The organism is Rothia sp. HMSC065B04 (assembly GCF_001812285.1).
GTDB lineage: Bacteria > Actinomycetota > Actinomycetes > Actinomycetales > Micrococcaceae > Rothia > Rothia mucilaginosa.
The window spans coordinates 124,930-141,251 of sequence record NZ_KV808408.1 but is presented as its reverse complement, the minus strand read 5'-3'; the positions used below and the strand labels follow the sequence as shown (position 1 = coordinate 141,251).

Annotated in this window: 12 protein-coding genes and 1 tRNA gene; all 13 read right to left on the bottom strand. The window is 63.1% G+C overall.

What is annotated here, in order from left to right:
• Positions 1 to 214: 214 nt before the first annotated feature.
• Complete coding sequence (locus tag HMPREF2845_RS04010) at positions 215 to 1,603, bottom strand: enterochelin esterase domain-containing protein (protein ID WP_083308731.1); 1,389 nt, start codon at positions 1,601 to 1,603, stop codon at positions 215 to 217.
• A 504-nt stretch (positions 1,604 to 2,107) separates the two neighbouring features.
• A complete protein-coding gene (locus tag HMPREF2845_RS04005; protein ID WP_070633950.1) occupies positions 2,108 to 2,950 on the bottom strand; it encodes an ABC transporter ATP-binding protein in 843 nt (280 codons plus the stop codon).
• On the bottom strand, positions 2,950 to 4,056 hold the full coding sequence (locus HMPREF2845_RS04000) for a FecCD family ABC transporter permease (RefSeq protein WP_070605456.1): 1,107 nt from the start codon (positions 4,054 to 4,056) through the stop codon (positions 2,950 to 2,952). The genes HMPREF2845_RS04005 and HMPREF2845_RS04000 overlap by 1 nt, the downstream gene beginning before the upstream one ends.
• On the bottom strand, positions 4,056 to 5,105 hold the full coding sequence (locus HMPREF2845_RS03995) for a FecCD family ABC transporter permease (protein WP_246824595.1): 1,050 nt from the start codon (positions 5,103 to 5,105) through the stop codon (positions 4,056 to 4,058). The genes HMPREF2845_RS04000 and HMPREF2845_RS03995 overlap by 1 nt, the downstream gene beginning before the upstream one ends.
• Positions 5,106 to 5,268: 163 nt before the next feature.
• Positions 5,269 to 6,315 (bottom strand): plasmid partitioning protein, encoded by a 1,047-nt coding sequence (locus tag HMPREF2845_RS03990; protein ID WP_070633949.1) that lies wholly within the window; start codon positions 6,313 to 6,315, stop codon positions 5,269 to 5,271.
• A gap of 178 nt (positions 6,316 to 6,493) precedes the next feature.
• On the bottom strand, positions 6,494 to 8,545 hold the full coding sequence (locus HMPREF2845_RS03985) for a peptidase (protein ID WP_049356633.1): 2,052 nt from the start codon (positions 8,543 to 8,545) through the stop codon (positions 6,494 to 6,496).
• 126 nt (positions 8,546 to 8,671) lie between these two features.
• The gene (locus HMPREF2845_RS03980; protein ID WP_070593435.1) at positions 8,672 to 9,745 is read right to left on the bottom strand and encodes an ABC transporter substrate-binding protein; all 1,074 of its coding nucleotides are present in this window, start codon (positions 9,743 to 9,745) and stop codon (positions 8,672 to 8,674) included.
• Positions 9,746 to 10,110: 365 nt separating this feature from the next.
• A complete protein-coding gene (gene rpe, locus HMPREF2845_RS03975) occupies positions 10,111 to 10,806 on the bottom strand; it encodes a ribulose-phosphate 3-epimerase (RefSeq protein WP_070633948.1) in 696 nt (231 codons plus the stop codon).
• A 54-nt stretch (positions 10,807 to 10,860) separates the two neighbouring features.
• Positions 10,861 to 12,864 carry an RsmB/NOP family class I SAM-dependent RNA methyltransferase gene (locus HMPREF2845_RS03970; protein ID WP_070633947.1) on the bottom strand — a complete coding sequence of 668 codons (2,004 nt, stop codon included), beginning with the start codon at positions 12,862 to 12,864 and terminating at the stop codon, positions 10,861 to 10,863.
• Entirely contained in the window at positions 12,861 to 13,829 is a 969-nt protein-coding gene (gene fmt / locus HMPREF2845_RS03965; protein ID WP_070633946.1) for a methionyl-tRNA formyltransferase, read from the bottom strand. The genes HMPREF2845_RS03970 and fmt overlap by 4 nt, the downstream gene beginning before the upstream one ends.
• A 6-nt stretch (positions 13,830 to 13,835) precedes the next feature.
• The gene (gene def / locus HMPREF2845_RS03960; protein WP_070593439.1) at positions 13,836 to 14,441 is read right to left on the bottom strand and encodes a peptide deformylase; all 606 of its coding nucleotides are present in this window, start codon (positions 14,439 to 14,441) and stop codon (positions 13,836 to 13,838) included.
• Positions 14,442 to 14,685: 244 nt separating this feature from the next.
• Entirely contained in the window at positions 14,686 to 15,534 is an 849-nt protein-coding gene (locus HMPREF2845_RS03955) for a cytochrome (RefSeq protein WP_070634226.1), read from the bottom strand.
• A 109-nt stretch (positions 15,535 to 15,643) separates the two neighbouring features.
• Positions 15,644 to 15,718 (bottom strand) — tRNA-Val (locus tag HMPREF2845_RS03950).
• Positions 15,719 to 16,322 lie beyond the last annotated feature (604 nt).

Below are 16,322 nucleotides of genomic sequence, written 5' to 3'. Positions count from 1 at the left end.
GCGTTCGCAGCGTGATGCCATCTCGTCAATGAGGGCGGGTGCGCAACCTGCGCCGGGTACCCTTCGGCACCCCTCGCGGCGCGGTAGCGTTGCACTTCTCTTAGGCTGCACTTCTCTAGGATACGGGCGCGGCGGTGTTTACCCTAACGGGAACCCCGCACGCCCACCATGCGGGGTGTGCTCTACCCGTGCAGGATTCATAGGCGACCTCTCGCTACTCCTCAGCTAAGCTCCGCTCAGCGCGCTCAGCCTCCCGGTGGGCAGCAATAATACGTTCCAACGCCGGCACAATCGCACCGCGCCAGCACGCATAATCGTGACCGCCGTTGAAGGTCGTGCAACGCGCATTCTTCAGGCCCAGCTTTTCCAGGCGCTCCTTCAGCTCGCGGTGAGGAGGCACCAGAACCCACTCCTGCTCCCCCACCTCAATCTCAAGGTACAGGTGGCGCAGGCGGTCAATCTCACCCGCCGCCTCAAGCTCGTCCAGGCGGTCCATGACCTGCGGCTGCCACAGCGACGAAGACTGCGCGATTGCGCCACCAAACGCCTCCGGGCGGCTCAGCACCGCAAGTAGGGAGGACAGCCCGCCCAGCGACTGACCGTTAATCACAATGTTCTGCGGCGCGGTCTTAATGCAGTGCACTGCCTCCAGGTGCGGGAACGCGATCTCTACCAGGTAGTCGGCAATCGGGTTGTCGCCGTTCAGCTCCTTCCAGCGGTTCTCACGACCGCCAGAGTGCAGGAAGAACACGTGCATCGCCGGAATACGACCGGCCTCGTGGGCACGGTTGAGGGTGTGCTCCATACCCTGGCTGAACCACATCTCACCGTCGAACTGGATGAACAGCGGCGCATCCGGGGCGGGGTCACCCACGCGGCCGAGCACATACTGGTGACCGTCAGAGGTCTGCATCCACTCGGGGGCGGGCAGCGCGTCAATCTCTTCCTGAGTCAGGATGAACTCCTGCACCGGCGCATGCTCAAGCTGCACCACCCCCATGCAACGACCGATACGGTTGCACGCGGTCTCGGGGTTCAGCGGGTCACCCTCGCCGGAGTCCAGGGCGGCGCGCAGGCGCACCTGATCGTCATCACCCAGCCAGGCGGGGCGCTCGCCGGGCAGCGCCGGCAAGAAGTTGTAGGAGGCACGCCAGGTGGTTTCCATCTGCATGCTCAGCTGCCACCAGCCAGTGCCCTCGATGCGGGCCATAAGGGAACGGTCAAGGTTCTTCTCATCGGTCAGGCGGTTGATGAACATGAGCACCTGCTCCGCCTGCTCGTTGTGGTACAGGAAGGTGACGATGCGCTCGTTCTCACTGATGCTGCCGTCTTCGCGGTGCACCGGCTCGATAATGGGGGTGCCTTCGGAGACGACCTCAAGGATGCGGGCGTTCAGCTCTTCGGGGCTGACCGCCTCGGCAATGAGGGCGCTGATGAGGGGGCTGTCCACGCGCGGTGCCGGTACGGGGCGCGGGGTCTTAGGAGGGGTCGGGCGCACAGCCGGCGCAACGGTACGCGGCTGCACAGAAGTAGCCTGGGCAGAAGCAGTCTGCACAGAAGTAGCCTGTGCGGGAACGGTCGCGGTGGGTTCGTGCTCGCCCAACGGTTCCTCCTTGGTCTGTGGAAACACTCAATCGGTGAGAATCGGTGAGGAGGCGCATTATCATTAGTTAGCCTCTACTACCTCACTCTATGGTATCCCTTACCCAAACTCCAGCCAAAGGGAAAAGCGAAAGAACCACAACATGACATTCATGACAGCGAGCGCGGGGTTCAAATGCAGGCCCCAACTGTAGGTCGCAAACAGTGCCCACCACAAACAGGGCAGTTAAATGAGATGAGGCACCGAGACCGTGCATCAAACCTCCAAACAGTGAAGGTCTCATACGGCAGTCTCGGTGCCTCATCTGCGGGTTCCCAAAATGGAACCTACCCAGTGCTCGGATCCGTTCATGCGTCAAAGACGGGCGAGCACCGGGTAGGCGCCCTACGCGCAGGGGATCCTGGGTCCCTCAGATCCTAGCGTTCGCTGCTTGGCGCAATGCCGAGCTTTTCCACCCGTACTGAGACGGTTGGTGCTAACTCCCACGCGGCTTAGGGGCGAAAACTATTCGCTTTCGCGGGCCGCCGAAATAGCGTCAGCGGCAATATGAATTGTTTGGTTCTCCTTCGGAATAACCAAAGGGGTACCAGTGCATGGATCAGGAATAATGACCGATTGCAGGTCAAAAACTTCCTGAATAAGTTCCGGTGTAATTATCGCACGCGGATCGCCCTGAGCGATAATCCGTCCCTGCTTCATTAACACAACATGAGTAGCATACCTGAAAGCAAGGTTCAGGTCATGCAAAACCACGGCTACAGTCCGACCTTCGGAATGCAACTTCTTCGTCAGGTTCAGCACTTCAATCTGGTGCGTGATGTCCAGGTAGGTGGTCGGCTCATCGAGCAGGATCAGCGGGGTCTGCTGCGCCAGGGTCATGGCAATCCACACGCGCTGACGCTGACCACCGGACAGCGCCTCAATGGGGCGTTCGGCAAGCTCCAGAACGTTCGCAGCCTGCATCGCATCCACACAGGCGCACTCGTCCTCATCGGACCAGGAACGCAGCAGCGACTGGTGCGGGTAGCGGCCGCGCGCCACCACATCCGCCACGGTCACGCCGCTAGGCGCCTCCGGGGTCTGCGGCAGCATCGCCAGGATCTTGGCGATGGCGCGGGACTTCATCTGCGGCAGCGGGGTGCCGTCCAGGCGAACCTCACCCTCCTTGAGCGGGTTCACGCGGGCAAGAGCCTTCAGGGTGGTCGACTTACCGCAGGCGTTCGGGCCCAAGATAACGGTCAGCTCCCCCTCCGGCACCTGAAAATCTACCCCGTTGAGCACCGTATGCTCACCGTAGGCAACCACCATGTTCTCGCCTTCAAGGCGGGTCGTCACACTAGTGTTCACTAGCTCTTCTTCCTTTCGAGGTAAATCAGGTAAATCAGGTACAGGCCGCCAATCGCGCCGGTCACCACACCCACCTGAATGATGCGTCCGGGAACAGCGAATCGGCCAATCAGGTCAGAGCCGAGCACCATGAGCGCGCCCATGAGTGCCGCGGAGGTGAAGCCCACCCCGCCACTGCGAGACAGGGTCTTCGCGATGTGCGGTGCCGCCAGGGCGACAAAGGCAATCGGGCCGGTCGTCGCGGTCGCCAGCGAAACCAGAAGCACACCGATAAACAGAGCCGCCACACGGTACGCGTTCACGCTCACACCCAAACCGGATGCCACCTGGTCACCAAAACGAATCGCGCCCAGCGGGCGGACCAGCATCAGCAACAGCGGAGTCACCACGAGCAGCAGACCCATCAGCGCGTAGGTGCGCTCCCACGTGATGTCATTGAGCGAACCGGCAAGCCAGGACGCCGCGGTCTGCGCCTGAGTCAGCGAAGCACGCACCACCAGCAGCGCATTGAACGCCGCCAGGGTCGACCCCACACCAATACCGACCAGCACCAAGCGGAAGCCATGCAGGCCCGTGCGGCGCGTCAACAGCCACACCAGCACCGAGGTCGCCAAACCACCAATAACGGCGCCCAGGGCAACCTCAACGGGGCCGGAATTGAAGACAATAATCTGCAGAAGCGCACCGGTCGCAGCACCATTCGTGAAGCCGATAATATCCGGCGAACCCAGGGCATTACCCGAAATCACCTGGAAAATCGCACCCGAGAGACCAAGCGCCGCACCCACCAGAAGCGCCGCCACAATACGCGCCGCACGCTGCTGAGCGAAAGTCACCGTAATCTGCTTGCCCTCACCCAGCAGCGCCGGGATCAGCTTCTCCGGGGCGATCTTATAATCACCCTGCAACATGCCCCAAAACGCCAGCGCCGCAATCAGCACCACCAACGCCACATTCAAAATCAGCACACGCCACGGCACCTGAGCACTCAGCGGACCGCGCACAGTCAACACCGGGCGGCCACCCAAATCGCGGCCGCTACGACGCGCAGAACGATTAGCTGCAGTGGTGACGGTCGCCGTCGAAACAGCGGAAGAATTCGACATTAGAGAGCCTCCACCTTACGACGAGTCATCAAGAACAAGAACACCGGGGCACCGGCAAGAGTCGCCACAATACCCACCTGAGTCTCCTGCGGAGCCACCAGCACACGCGCCAACACGTCAGCACACAGCAGCCACACCGGACCCAACAGCGCCGAACCATAATTCACCCAGCGCACATCATTACCGAGTAGGGCACGCACCACAAACGGCACCGCCAAACCCACAAAACCAATCGGACCCACCGCAGCAGTCGCCGCACCGGCAAGCACCGTCACCGCCAGCAACGTCAAATTCTGGGTCGTACGCACACTCACGCCGAGGCTGGTCGCCGCCTCCTCGCCCATACTCAGAGCATTAATCGCAGGAGCCACAAAGAACGCCACCAGCATACCCAGCAGAATCACCGGACCCACCGTCGACGCGATATCCATACCGCGGCCCTCCAGCGAACCGGCAACCCACACACGGAACTCGTTATATGCATCCTGATCAGCCAAAATCAGGCCCTGCGCAATCGCCGACAGCGCCGCAGAAATCGCCACACCCGCCAGAGCGAGCTTCACGATCGACCCGTCACGACCACGACCCAGCGTATACACCAGCACCGCAGCCAACGCGCCACCAATCGTCGCAGCAACCATGTACTGCCAAATACCCATCACGCCAAAAACCACCACGGAGCCAATCACAGCCACCGCAGCACCGGCGTTCACACCCATCAGGCCGGGCTCAGCCAACGGGTTACGAGTCAACGACTGCATCAGAGAACCGGCAATAGCCAACGCCGCACCCGCCGCAAGACCCACCAGGGTACGCGGAATGCGCTGCTCCATCACAATCGTCTGCGCCTGCTCAGAAGCAGTGCCATTGAAAACAGCCAGAACCTGATCCGGCGGAAGATTATTCGACCCGAACAGCAAAGAAGCAGCCACAGCCCCCACCAAAAGCACCGCAAACAAGAACAGAAAAGCCAGGCGCTTACCCAACTTCTGCCCCTGAATCACAGAACCCTGACGGGACGTACTCTCCTGCTGAACATCTCGGGACAATGAGCTCGTGCGGGCCACTATGCTCCTTATGCTCGATACAAGAAAACGGGGAGGCACACCCGGCGCACCCACACCACACGAGGGGCACCCGGCACACCGGTAGATAATGAGAGAAACGCCGGAGCGGGCGGGTTACTCCCCCACCCGCATCCGACGTTAAGTCTTAGCGCTTACGGGTCAGCAGCAGCGCAGCGGCACTCACAATGCTTACGCCCAGAACCACCACGCCAATCCACGGGAACGCAGCACCGTAAGTCACGGTCTGAACGGTGGATGCGGTGTTAGCCGCGCCCGAAGCCGAAGCGCTCGGGCTCGACGCGGTACCGCGCGCAACAGCCGAAGAAGATGCGCTCGCCGAAGCGGTCGCCTTCTTCTGGGCATTTGCAGAAGCCGAAGCAGCAGGCGCAGCGGAAGAGCCAGAGGTACCGGAGGTACCGGAAGAGTCAGCTGCCGCGTTCAGGCGGTCGTACTCCTCCTTAGTGATGGTGTTGCCCTCAGCGTCGGTGTACACGGTCTCAGCCTCAGCCGCGCCACCTGCAGAACCATTCGAGGAGCCGTTCGAACCACCATTGGACGAGGACTCGTTGGAATCGTTAGAGCCCTGAGCCTCGTCTGCAGAGTCTGAGTTGTTAGAGTTCGAGCCGCCGTTCGAGGAACCACCGTTGCTCTTCGAGCTGGAAGAGCCGCGGTTCGAGGAAGAACCCGAAGAGTTCGAGGAGGAATTATCCGAACCGCCCTCACCCACCACGGTGAACTCGGGGCTACGGTTGCTGTACGCCTCGGTGCCCAGGTACTTGCCGTCCTTGTCACGCTTCTCACCAGTTGCAAGGAAACGCAGAGTGTGAGTGCCAGCGCCAACATCCGGCAGAACGAAGGAACCGGAGACGTTACCGTTGCCATCGGTCTTCTGCTGGTGCACCACGCAAGCGCCCTGTGCCGCATCGGAGGGGCACAGGTTACCGTCGTCCACCTTCACGGACACCACAGTGTTTGCGGGGAAGCCGCTCACGCTAAAGGAAATCACGCCGTGCTCGCTCACAGAGGAGGAAACAGTCGAAGAGGTGCCGGGGGTAGATGCCTTCGCACCGCCCGGAGGCAGAGCGGATGCAGTGCCAACGCCCAAGCCCAGCGCCAGGGTTGCGGCAGCACAGGCGGTCAGCGCCTTAGAGGTCAGGGATGCCTTCGGGGCTCCCGAAAAAGGTGCACGCATGGTGGTCCTTTCAAAATTACCGGGGTCGAAGCTGAACGCTACCGGGTTCGTGGAGGTGCAGTTCAGCGGGTCGTGACCCGAATGGTTGGAGGCACCCGATCCACGCCCCTGTTCAAGGGTGCAGGGTCAAAAGTGTGGGGCGTGAGCCGGTGCCGGTGTGAATGTGTGGTCAGAGAGCTTACTTCTTGGAGGTGCGCAACAGCAGAGCCGCAGCCAAAACCACCAGGCCAGCCGCCGAGAGCAGCAGGTTATTGGCGTTGTTCACCAGCCACTTGGTCAGACCGGTCAGCTCAGTACCCTCAATGGTCGGGCCCTGTGCCTTGGTGCCAGCGGCGGAGTTCTGCGAACCCTGCGTGTTCTGCGAGTTCTGCGAACCGGCGGCAGCCTTCACTGCCTTCTTCGCGTTGGCTTCGGTCTTCTGCACGGTGGTTGCCAGGTTCTTCTGCGCGTTCTGAACCTTCGCCTTAGCCTGCACGCGGTTCACGACCGGGGCGGTGCTCTGCGAGAGCGCGGCGAGGGACGCGTCCACGTCGGTGGCGCGGGTGCTGATGCGGCCGCCCGCGTTACGCATGGGCACAGGTGCCGTGGAGGTTGCGGTTGCGGGGTTCTCGTTCAGCTCTTCGACCAGCTGGTCGGTGGCGTCCTGCTCATCGCGGGAAACGTCCTGACGAGGGGTAACAGCACGTTCCACGGTCATGTCAGCAAAACCGAGCACCGCATTGTCAGCGCCCTGGTTGCCGTTGTGCACGACCACGCGGTAGGTTGCGGCGGGCATGCTCACACTGGTTTCGTAGCTGAAGCTACGGTTGCCATCCAGACGCTTCCAGCCGGAGCCGTAGAGGGTCTGCGGGGAGTTGCCGAGGTAGGTCGCGGCGTACACCCAGGTGCCCGGTTCAGCGTTCGGCACGGTCACGGTCACAGTGGAGCCGTCACGGCTCACCTGCACGCCATTACCAGCGGTCAGCTCGGAGGCGTTGACCGGCTCGGGCGCGTCACCGGGGGCGTACTCACCGATGGTGAAGGTGGTGTTGATGCCGCCCTGGCTGTTGGCGCCGCCGTAGGTTCCGGATCGGTCGCCCTCACGCAGGCTACCGGTCAGCAGGCGCAGGGTGTGCTCACCGGAGGCGTACTTGGCGGCGTCTTCGTCATTCTTGAAGGCTGCGTTGTCGCGGGTGGGCAGGTCAATCCAGGCGTCGATATGGCCGTTCTCATCGGGGGTGATGACAGCCCAGATGGTGCGGTTGTCGTTGACCGCGGTGGCGTCGTTACGGGATACCTTGCCGTCGTCAATCTTCAGACCGATAACGGATGCCTTCTTGTCTTCAGGGTTGCACCAGCCGTCACCGGTCAGGTGCAGCTTGCCGCCCTGAACCGCCTTGGGGTTCTCGATGCTCAGGCGCGGGGTGAAGGAGCCGTCAGCGGGGGTGCAGGTTTTCGAGTCTTCGCTGGGTGCCGGGGTGGGGTCTGCAGTAGGTGCCGGGGTGGGGTCTGCAGTAGGTGCCGGGGTGGGTTCTGCGGTAGCAGAGGGATCCGCGGTAGGCTCGGCAGTCGCAGAAGGCTCAGCGGTAGCAGAGGGCTCCGCAGTAGGCTCGGCAGTCGCAGAAGGCTCTACAGTTGCGCTGGGCTCAGCGGTAGCAGAGGGATCCGCGGTCGGTGCCGGGCTCGGAGCCGGGTCGCTCAACGTAATATTCTGCGACACAGATGCACGACGGTCGTAGGTGTTGCCGTCCGCATCCGTACCGCCCAGGGAACCGGAAAGCACCTGAATACGGTGGCTGGTGCCTTCCACGGTCCAGCCCTTGTTCTTGAGCTGTTCAGCGGTCAGACCAGTGTTTTCGGGGGTCGGCAGGGAGACCTCAACCTCGAAGGTGCCGTCCTCCTTGGCGATTGCCATGAAGTTCGCGGGCGAGTTGCCGCCCTGCTTGGTGAGCGGGTTAATCGCCTGGTGCGCTTCATCCGGCAGGGCGTCGAGGAACTTCACTGCGAACACTGCGCCGCGACCGGGTGCGGTGCTGGTAAAGCCGGTGCCGCGCAGCACGAGCTTACCTTCGCGCCACTTCTCGGTGGAGATGGTCACGGCAGCCTTAGCTTCCTGCTGGGTGGCGGCGGGAGTATCCGCGAATGCGAGAGTGGAGCCGGTCAGCGCTGCACCGGGGGTGATGAGCGCGCCGGCGAGAGCCACGACGGCACCATAGCGGGCTGCGGTGCGCACGGGTCGAGTTTCGGTCATGGTGGTCCTTGAGGATGGTGTGGTGGGTCGTGCATCCCCTTCCCGCCGCGGTTTTTAGGTCGCGGCGGGAAGGGTGGCGGAAGCTTCAGCGGGTGATTGCTTCACAGGGTATTTAGAGCGGGGCGTTTAGAGCGGAAGCGCCTTCTTGACGTCTTCGATAATGCCCTCGAGCAGTAGCGGGCCGCCGGTGGAGGTCCACTTGGAGCCGTCCACGAGAATCACGTGGTCGTCCTTGACTGCCTTCAGGTTGGTGAAGCCGGAGGTTTCCTTCGCCTTATTCAGTGCTTCTTCGGCGCCCTGCAGACCTGCGGTACCCTGTGCGTTCGGGTTCTTCTGGCTTGCGCCGCCGAGGGTACCGAGGAACATGTAGTCCGCGTCGATGGTTGCCAGGTTCTCCAGGGAGACAGGTTCGGAGTGGCCCTGGCCGTTGCGGTCCTGCGCCTCGGGGCGCTTGAGGCCCAGGTCGTTGAGTACCTGGCCGGCAGGCAGTTCCTTGAGGATCAGGGCGGGGCCGTTGCCTGCCCAGCGGACGATGGAGAAGGTCTTGTCGCCGTACTTGGGGGCGAGCTGATCCTTCAGCGCTGCGGCGTTTGACTCGTATGCCTTGATGACTTCTTCGCCCTTGTCGACCATGTTCATAGCGTTGGCGACGTTGCGGAAGTTGATGCGCCAGTCGCCGCCCGCGTAGCCGCAGTAGACGACGGGAGCGATCTTCTTGAGGGTTTCGAAGGCCTCAGAGCGCTTGTCTACGCCGGTGGAGTCGACCAGAATCAGGTCGGGATCAAGGTTGCCAATCTGCTCGTAGTTGACCTGGGCGACGGTGCCGATAATCTGCACGCCCTTGGCGCGGTCGGCAAGGTAGTTGGGCACGCCGGACTGGCCGCGACCGGAGACGGAACCGACGGGGGTCACGCCGAGGGCGAGCAGGCCGTCGAGGGTGGGCTCAGAGAGGACGATAACCTTCTGCGGGTTGGCGGGAACTTCTACGTTCTCCTCGTCAATGTCCTTGATGGTGCGGGTACCGCTGTTGCCGCCGGAGGTGGAACCGCCGGAAGTGGTGGTCGTGGTGGTCTCGCTGCTGCATGCCGCGAGGGCGAGAGCAGCCGAGGAGGCGAGCGCCAGGCCGAAGAATGCGCGGCGGTTAACGCCCGATGCGCCGTGGTTTTCGGCGTCGGTCAGCTCGGTTCGGTTGAAAGACATAGTTCCCCCTAGATTTGACTAAACTATACCTAACCTTACAGATATCTGAGTGTTACATCAAGATGTGTTCTGTTTGCCTTCTCTGACCGCCAGGATACCCGGTTTTGCCGCGGAATTGCGCGGGGTAACATATATCACGCTTTGTCATAGTCTTGCTGACACTATGTCATTTAAACAGGCCCTCTCCCCTGCTGTTACCTTGCTATAAATCTGCGGCGGTTGAGAACGCCTGGTACGCAAAACGCCCCGCCGCGAAGAGCCGCGACGGGGCGCAGACTTCACAACGGGGCGTATGAGGTTTTATGGGCGCGGGGGTCATCGATGCGGGCGCCATTACTGGCAAGCGCCGTTACCGGCAAGCACCGCTAGCAGCCGCAACCGGCGCCGGAACGCTTGACCGATGCTGCCGCCGCACGCAGGGAGGCGATTGCCGCCTCCGGGCCGCCGAGCGCCTCATCCACACCGTAGACCGAGCTACCGGCAACGAAGCAGGTTGCGCCAGCCTCCGCGGCACGCAGGATGGTCTCTTCGGTGATGCCGCCGTCCACCTGCACGGTCACCGGCAGGTTCGCCCCCTCAATCGCCTTGGCGGCGCGGGCGATCTTCGGCAGGGTCACGTCCAGGAACGCCTGACCGCCGAAGCCGGGTTCCACGGTCATGATCAGCAGCATGTCCAGTTCGCCGAGCATGTCCAGGTAGGGTTCCACGGCGGTTGCCGGGCGCAGCGCCATACCCGCCTTCGCACCCTCAGCACGCAGAGTGCGCGCCAGCTTGATGGGGGCGATAGCCGCCTCCGCGTGGAAGGTCACCGATTCGCAGCCCATGCTGGCGTATTCGGGTGCCCAACGGTCGGCGTCCTCAATCATCAGGTGCACGTCGAACGGCACCGGGGAGATTTCGCGCAGACGCTTAACCACCGGCGGGCCCCAGGTGAGGTTGGGGACGAAGTGGTTGTCCATCACGTCAATATGCGCGGCGTCTGCGGTGGAAATGCGCTCCAGCTCGCGCTGCAGGTTCGCGAAATCCGCCGAGAGAATCGACGGGTTAATGGCAATACCCATGGGGTTCCTTTCAAATCCGTGCCGTATGGCGGATGATGCTAGGCGGTGAAGCGGCTAGTTCTTACGCAGCAGGGCGAGGAACATGGCGTCGGTTCCGTGCACGTGCGGCCACAGCTGCGCGGTGGTCGGGTTCTCCGAAGCCTTCACGACCGGCGCACCCTTCTTGACCTTGATCTCGGGGGTGTGGCCGGGGTCCTTCTCCCCCGCCAGCACGCTCACGGGCTCGCCGTTCGCGCCTTCGGTGTGCAGGGCGACTTCGCGCAGTGCGGCGGCGGAATCAAGCAGGCTGACCGCGCCGCTTTCGAGCACCTCGGCAACAATGTTCTGGGTCTCTGCCGCGTGCGGGGAGCAGGTCACGTAGGCAATCACGCCGCCGGGGCGGGTCGCCTCAATGGCTGCGTCCAGGAGCTGACGCTGCAGGGGCAGCAACTCGGCAATATCGCGCGGGGACTTGCGCCAACGTGCCTCGGGGCGGCGGCGCAGGGCGCCCAGACCGGAGCAGGGCACATCCACCATGACGCGGTCGAAAAGCTGACCGGGCTCAATGGAACCGGGCAGGTCGGAGGCGTTCTTGCGCAGGGTCTCGCGGATCTGGCGGCCGTCGCCGGTGAGTACCGTGTAGCTGTCCTCGGGCAGGGGGCGCATGGAGGATTCCACGAGCTGCGCGCGGTGCGGTGCCGCCTCGTTGGCGACCAGGGATGCGCCGCGCTGAATACCGAGCGCGCCGAGGAGCGCCGCCTTACCGCCGGGGCCTGCGCACAGGTCGAGCCATGCGGTGTCGGTGCCGTCCAGGGGTGCTGCGGCGAGCGCACGTGCCACCAGCTGAGAGCCGGCATCCTGCGCACGGACGGTGCCTTCACGTACGGATTCCAGGCGTGCCAAGTCGCCGGAGGCGTACAGCGCCGAACCTTCAACCAGCTCGCCATCAACGGCGCCCTGTTCGCGTGCCTCGTCGAGGCTACCCAGGCCGGGCAGCGCAACCAGGTTCACCACGGGGGCGAGGTTGTCCGCTTCGAGCAGTTGCTCAATTTCGGAGGCGGGGCGGCCGTGCGCGACGAGTGCCTGGCGCATGGAACGCACAATCCAGCCGGGGTGCGAGGCGAGCAGCGCCATGCGCTCGGTGTCGTCCTTCGCGTCCTCAATGATGAGTTCGTACCATTCTTCGGGGGTGCGCTCGGAGACGCGGCGCAGCACCGCGTTGATGAAGCTTGCAGGGCCCGCACCGATCTTTTCGCGTGCCAGGGACACGCTCTGGTTCAGTGCCGCGTGGGCGGGAACGCGCATGTTCAGCAGCTGGTGCACGCCCATGCGCAGCACGATCAGGGTGGTGGTGCCGACCTTCTCGATGGGGCGGTCTACGCAGCGGCTGAGGATTGCGTCGTAGGTGCCCTGGTGGCGTAGCGTGCCGTAGGTCAGCTCGGTGGCGAAGCCTGCGTCGCGGTGGTCGAGGCGGTGGCTACGAATCGCCTTGGGCAACACGAGGTTTGCGTAGGCGTCAGATTCGGCAACGGAGCGCAGTACGTCGAAGACGGTTGCGCGTGCGGTGTCTGCGGTACGCGAGCGTGCGGAGGGTGCCGCCGCGGAGAACTCGCGGGCGGACATGGAGCGGCGGTTGCGTTCGTGGCCGCTCTTATTGCGCTGGGAGGTGCCGCCGCCACCGCGTTTGGTGTCATCGTGCTCGGTCTTGGCGCGGCGTGCGGCGCGTTCGACGCTGGTCAGGCCATCGAAGCGGCGACCGGTGCGCGATTCGCTGCGGGAGTTGTCGTCCCACTTCTGCGGGCGGCCCTGAAAGTTTTGATTCTGGGAGCGCTGGTTCTGAGCGCGCTGGGAATTCTGGGACTGCTGGCGGTTCTGCTCGCTCACACCAGAGCCGGAGCCGCTGCCAGCGCCGGAGCGGCGGCGACGCTTACGCTTCGCACCGCCCTCACCCTGGCCACTGCCCTGATTGAACTTACCCTGACCGCTACCCTGGCTGAACTTGCCGTTGCCGGGCTTGCCATTGCCAGCGTGACCGGACTTGCCGTGTCCTCCCTTGTAGGGGCGCTTTTCGTTGCTCATGCGAGTACCACCAGGCCTTCCGCCATGTCCTTGCCAGCGCCGCGAGCCCACGCGGGCGCATCCATCATTTTTTTACCGGCAGGCTGAACCTGCAGCAGCATCAGGGGTTCGGTACCGGTGCCGACCAGTACCTTCTTTGCGTGCAGACGCACCGCACCGGGTGCGAGGGGGCCGCCGTTCGCCTCAGTCAGGGACTGCACCAGGCGCTCGTCGGCAACCGCCAGGCCACCGATCTTGAAGCGGTTTTCGCCCAGTTCGCACCATGCGCCGGGTTCGGGGGTCACGCCGCGGAAGCGTGCCAGGATCTGCTCGGCGGGCTCGGTCCAGGTGAGGCGGCCGTCGGCAATGCTCATCTTGGAGGCGTAGCTGACCAATTCGTCCTCGACCTGCACGGTGCCGCTCTCGCCCGCTTCGAGGCGTTCGAAGGTGCGTTCAAGCAGTGCTCCGCCGCTGGTGGCGAGGCGCATCAGCACGGTGCCTGCGGTGTCGTCGGCGACTACGGGGGTGGATTCCTGTTCGAAGGTGGGGCCGGTGTCCAGACCTTCTTCGAGCAGGAAGGTGGTGGAGAAAATTTCCTGCTCACCGGCGATGAGGGCGCGCTGCACGGGGGCGGCGCCGCGCCATGCGGGCAGCTTGGAGAAGTGCAGGTTGACCCAGCCGTAGCGCAGGGATTCCAGCGCGGGCAGCGGCAGCAGGGCGCCGTAGGCGACCACGGCGGCTGCGTCAGCGTTCAGCTCAGCGATGGCTGCGGCGGCTTCGTCGTTCCAGTGGTTTGCCTTCACGATGGGCAGGCCGAGCTCTTCGGCGCGCTGTGCGACCGGGGAGGGGGTGAGCACGCGCTTGCGGCCCACGGGGGCGTCTTCGCGGGTGAGCACGCCGACCACGCGCACCTTATCGGAGTTCGCCAGGTAGTCGAGCGGGGGCACGGCAACGTCGGGGGTGCCTGCGTAAATGATGTTGAGCATGTGAGCCTACTTTCCGAAGCTACCGAAGGAGGAACCGGCAGAGCCAGCACCGAACGCGCCACCGCCGCCGAACGCACCACCCACGCGGGTTGCACGCTCGGTCACGGTCTTCGCGGCGACAGCGTTGTAGTCTGCGGCGCGCAGGGCACGCATCACGCGCTGGCGGTCTTCACCCACGAGGCGGTCGATGAACAGCTTGCCGTGCAGGTGGTCGGTCTCGTGCTGCAGCATGCGCGCGAACAGGCCCTCACCTTCCAGCACGAGGGGTTCGCCGTGGCGGTCCACGCCGGTCACGCGCGCCCAGTTCTTGCGCGGAGTCGCGGACTTCTGACCGGGCACGGACAGGCAGCCTTCGCCGCCTTCCTGGTCTTCTTCGCCGACTTCGAGCACGGGGTTGATGATGTAGCCTTCGCGATCGTCAATGCCGCCGAAGGTGAAGATCTGCTTGGAGATGCCAACCTGCGGGCCTGCAAGGCCCACGCCGCCCACGTCGTACATGGTTTCTAGCATGTCGTCGATAAGTCGTGCCAGGTCGTCGTCGAAGACGGTGATGGGGTCGCAGACGCTGCGCAGCACCGGGTCGCCTACGGTGCGGATGCTCAGGATGGTCATGGTTCTCCTTTGCCGGCGGGGTGCCGGGAATGTGCTTACGGATTTCAACATGGTGGCAGAACCGCGCTGGCGGTTTTCCCAGTAGCGGGTTCTTCACAGCGGGCGCATTCTTCACAGCAGGTGCGCGGGCGCCGTTCTGTCTATTGTTCTATTGTCGCCGATTCAGTAGCGCGAATCTAGAACGAATCGAGGCGTTGGGGCGAGGGGTGAGCCTCATCTCTCCCCGGCTATTATCGCTACTCCCCTATACCGCGGGCGGCGGTACTACGGGCATGAGCGCGGGGTCTTCAAATTCTTGGACCTGGCGGTCGAATTCCCAGACGCGGCGCAGGGCGCAGAACTTGTACCAGTTGCGTTCGAGCACGGCGGGGTTTGCCTGCTGCGGCAGCACCTGCGTTTCGCCGAGGGCTACGCCCATGAGGACGGGTGCGTCGCCGTATTTCCAGGGTTCCCAGGTGCCTTCGTCGGGGTCGAGGAGGGATTCTTCGGCTTTGAGTCCGGCGACGAGCTGCATGACGACTTTTTCGTCGAGTGCTTTGACGCGGCCGCGTTTGTCGGTGCCTTTGGTTTTGTAGTCGATGATGCAGGTTCGGCCTGCGATTTCTGCGACGAGGTCGAGGGTTCCGGCGTAGCCGACGGTGTCGTTCCAGATGGTGACTTCGGCGGCGAGGGGGCGGGGTTTGAAGGCTTCCCACCACTCGTCGAAGCGGTCGGCGTAGGCTTGCTCGCCGTTGGCGATGAGCAGCTCGCGGCATCCGGCGACGTCGTGGTCGCGTCCCATGGCGCGCAGGGCGACGTTTTCGGCGTAGTTGTGCACGCGGTCGCCTCGGGCGGCGGCTGCGTCGCGGTATCGTTCGGAGGCGCTGGCTGCATCGCGGATGATGGCGAATTTGAGGCCGTGGGATCCGGTGGCGCGGTAGGCGCGCTGGTCTTCGAGAGCGGCTTTGGCGGCCATGTACCCGTGCCAGCCGCTGAGGTCGTTGGCGTGCTGCCCGATGACGGTGGTGATGGAGGGGACGAGGGGTTCTCCTCCGCGGACGCGCGCGTACATGCGTCCGTAGTCGGTGGCTGCGGCGAGTTCGGGTGTTGTCACGGGGTACCTCATTCTCGGGTGGTTGTGTCCGCGGCTGGGTTTGTACTGCTTGTGGGCACAAATACCGGTGGGCATAATAAAACCCCCGTTCCTTGAAACGGGGGTTCTTTGGTGCGTGATACTGGGTTCGAACCAGTGACCTCTTCGGTGTGAACGAAGCGCGCTACCACTGCGCCAATCACGCTTACGGATAAGACTATACCGAGGCTTGGCGTGAAGGTCAAATTTTGCGCTCCCCTTTTTTTCTCCCCGTTCCCTTCCCGCCGAGAAGCCACTTGTGTTTCGAAAAGCCACAAAAATGGTGGCTTCTCGAAACACTTGTAGCTTTTCGAGGAGATTCTTCTTCTCTGCTCATGCACTGCTTCCTCCGATTGAGGTGACTGCAGGTTCAGTAATGACTTATGGACTCTGGTCATGAGGTACGGACTTTGGGACTGGGTTAGCGTCTTGAGGGATAGCTTTTAACCATGGCTGAAGTCGCTAAGTCATTACCAAATCTAGACTTAGAGGTGCTGGGTAAACAAAAAAGCCTTGATTCCGAAGAATCAAGGCTTTTTTCCTAGTGTGACCCCAACCGGTTTGTAACGGTGACGGAGGGGCATGATGCCGAGCGCGCGAGGGATTCCATCATGCCCCGCAGTGCCGCGACGTAAGGAGCGGCGCCGTGAGAGGCTCACGGCGGCACCGTAGAATCTAAAACCATTTTTCACCGGATAAACAAAGAAGCTCCCCAGTCTTTCGACTGGAGAGCTTCTTTCCTAGTGGTGACCCCAACCGGATTTGAACCG

Bases quoted from the DNA above. Each gene is read 5' to 3' on its own strand.
- HMPREF2845_RS03980 (WP_070593435.1), bottom strand. From the start codon at position 9,745: ATGTCTTTCAACCGAACCGAGCTGACCGACGCCGAAAACCACGGCGCA.
- HMPREF2845_RS03990 (WP_070633949.1), bottom strand. From the start codon at position 6,315: ATGCGTGCACCTTTTTCGGGAGCCCCGAAGGCATCCCTGACCTCTAAG.
- rpe (WP_070633948.1), bottom strand. From the start codon at position 10,806: ATGGGTATTGCCATTAACCCGTCGATTCTCTCGGCGGATTTCGCGAAC.
- HMPREF2845_RS04000 (WP_070605456.1), bottom strand. From the start codon at position 4,056: ATGTCGAATTCTTCCGCTGTTTCGACGGCGACCGTCACCACTGCAGCT.
- HMPREF2845_RS03970 (WP_070633947.1), bottom strand. From the start codon at position 12,864: ATGAGCAACGAAAAGCGCCCCTACAAGGGAGGACACGGCAAGTCCGGT.
- def (WP_070593439.1), bottom strand. From the start codon at position 14,441: ATGACCATCCTGAGCATCCGCACCGTAGGCGACCCGGTGCTGCGCAGC.
- HMPREF2845_RS03985 (WP_049356633.1), bottom strand. From the start codon at position 8,545: ATGACCGAAACTCGACCCGTGCGCACCGCAGCCCGCTATGGTGCCGTC.
- fmt (WP_070633946.1), bottom strand. From the start codon at position 13,829: ATGCTCAACATCATTTACGCAGGCACCCCCGACGTTGCCGTGCCCCCG.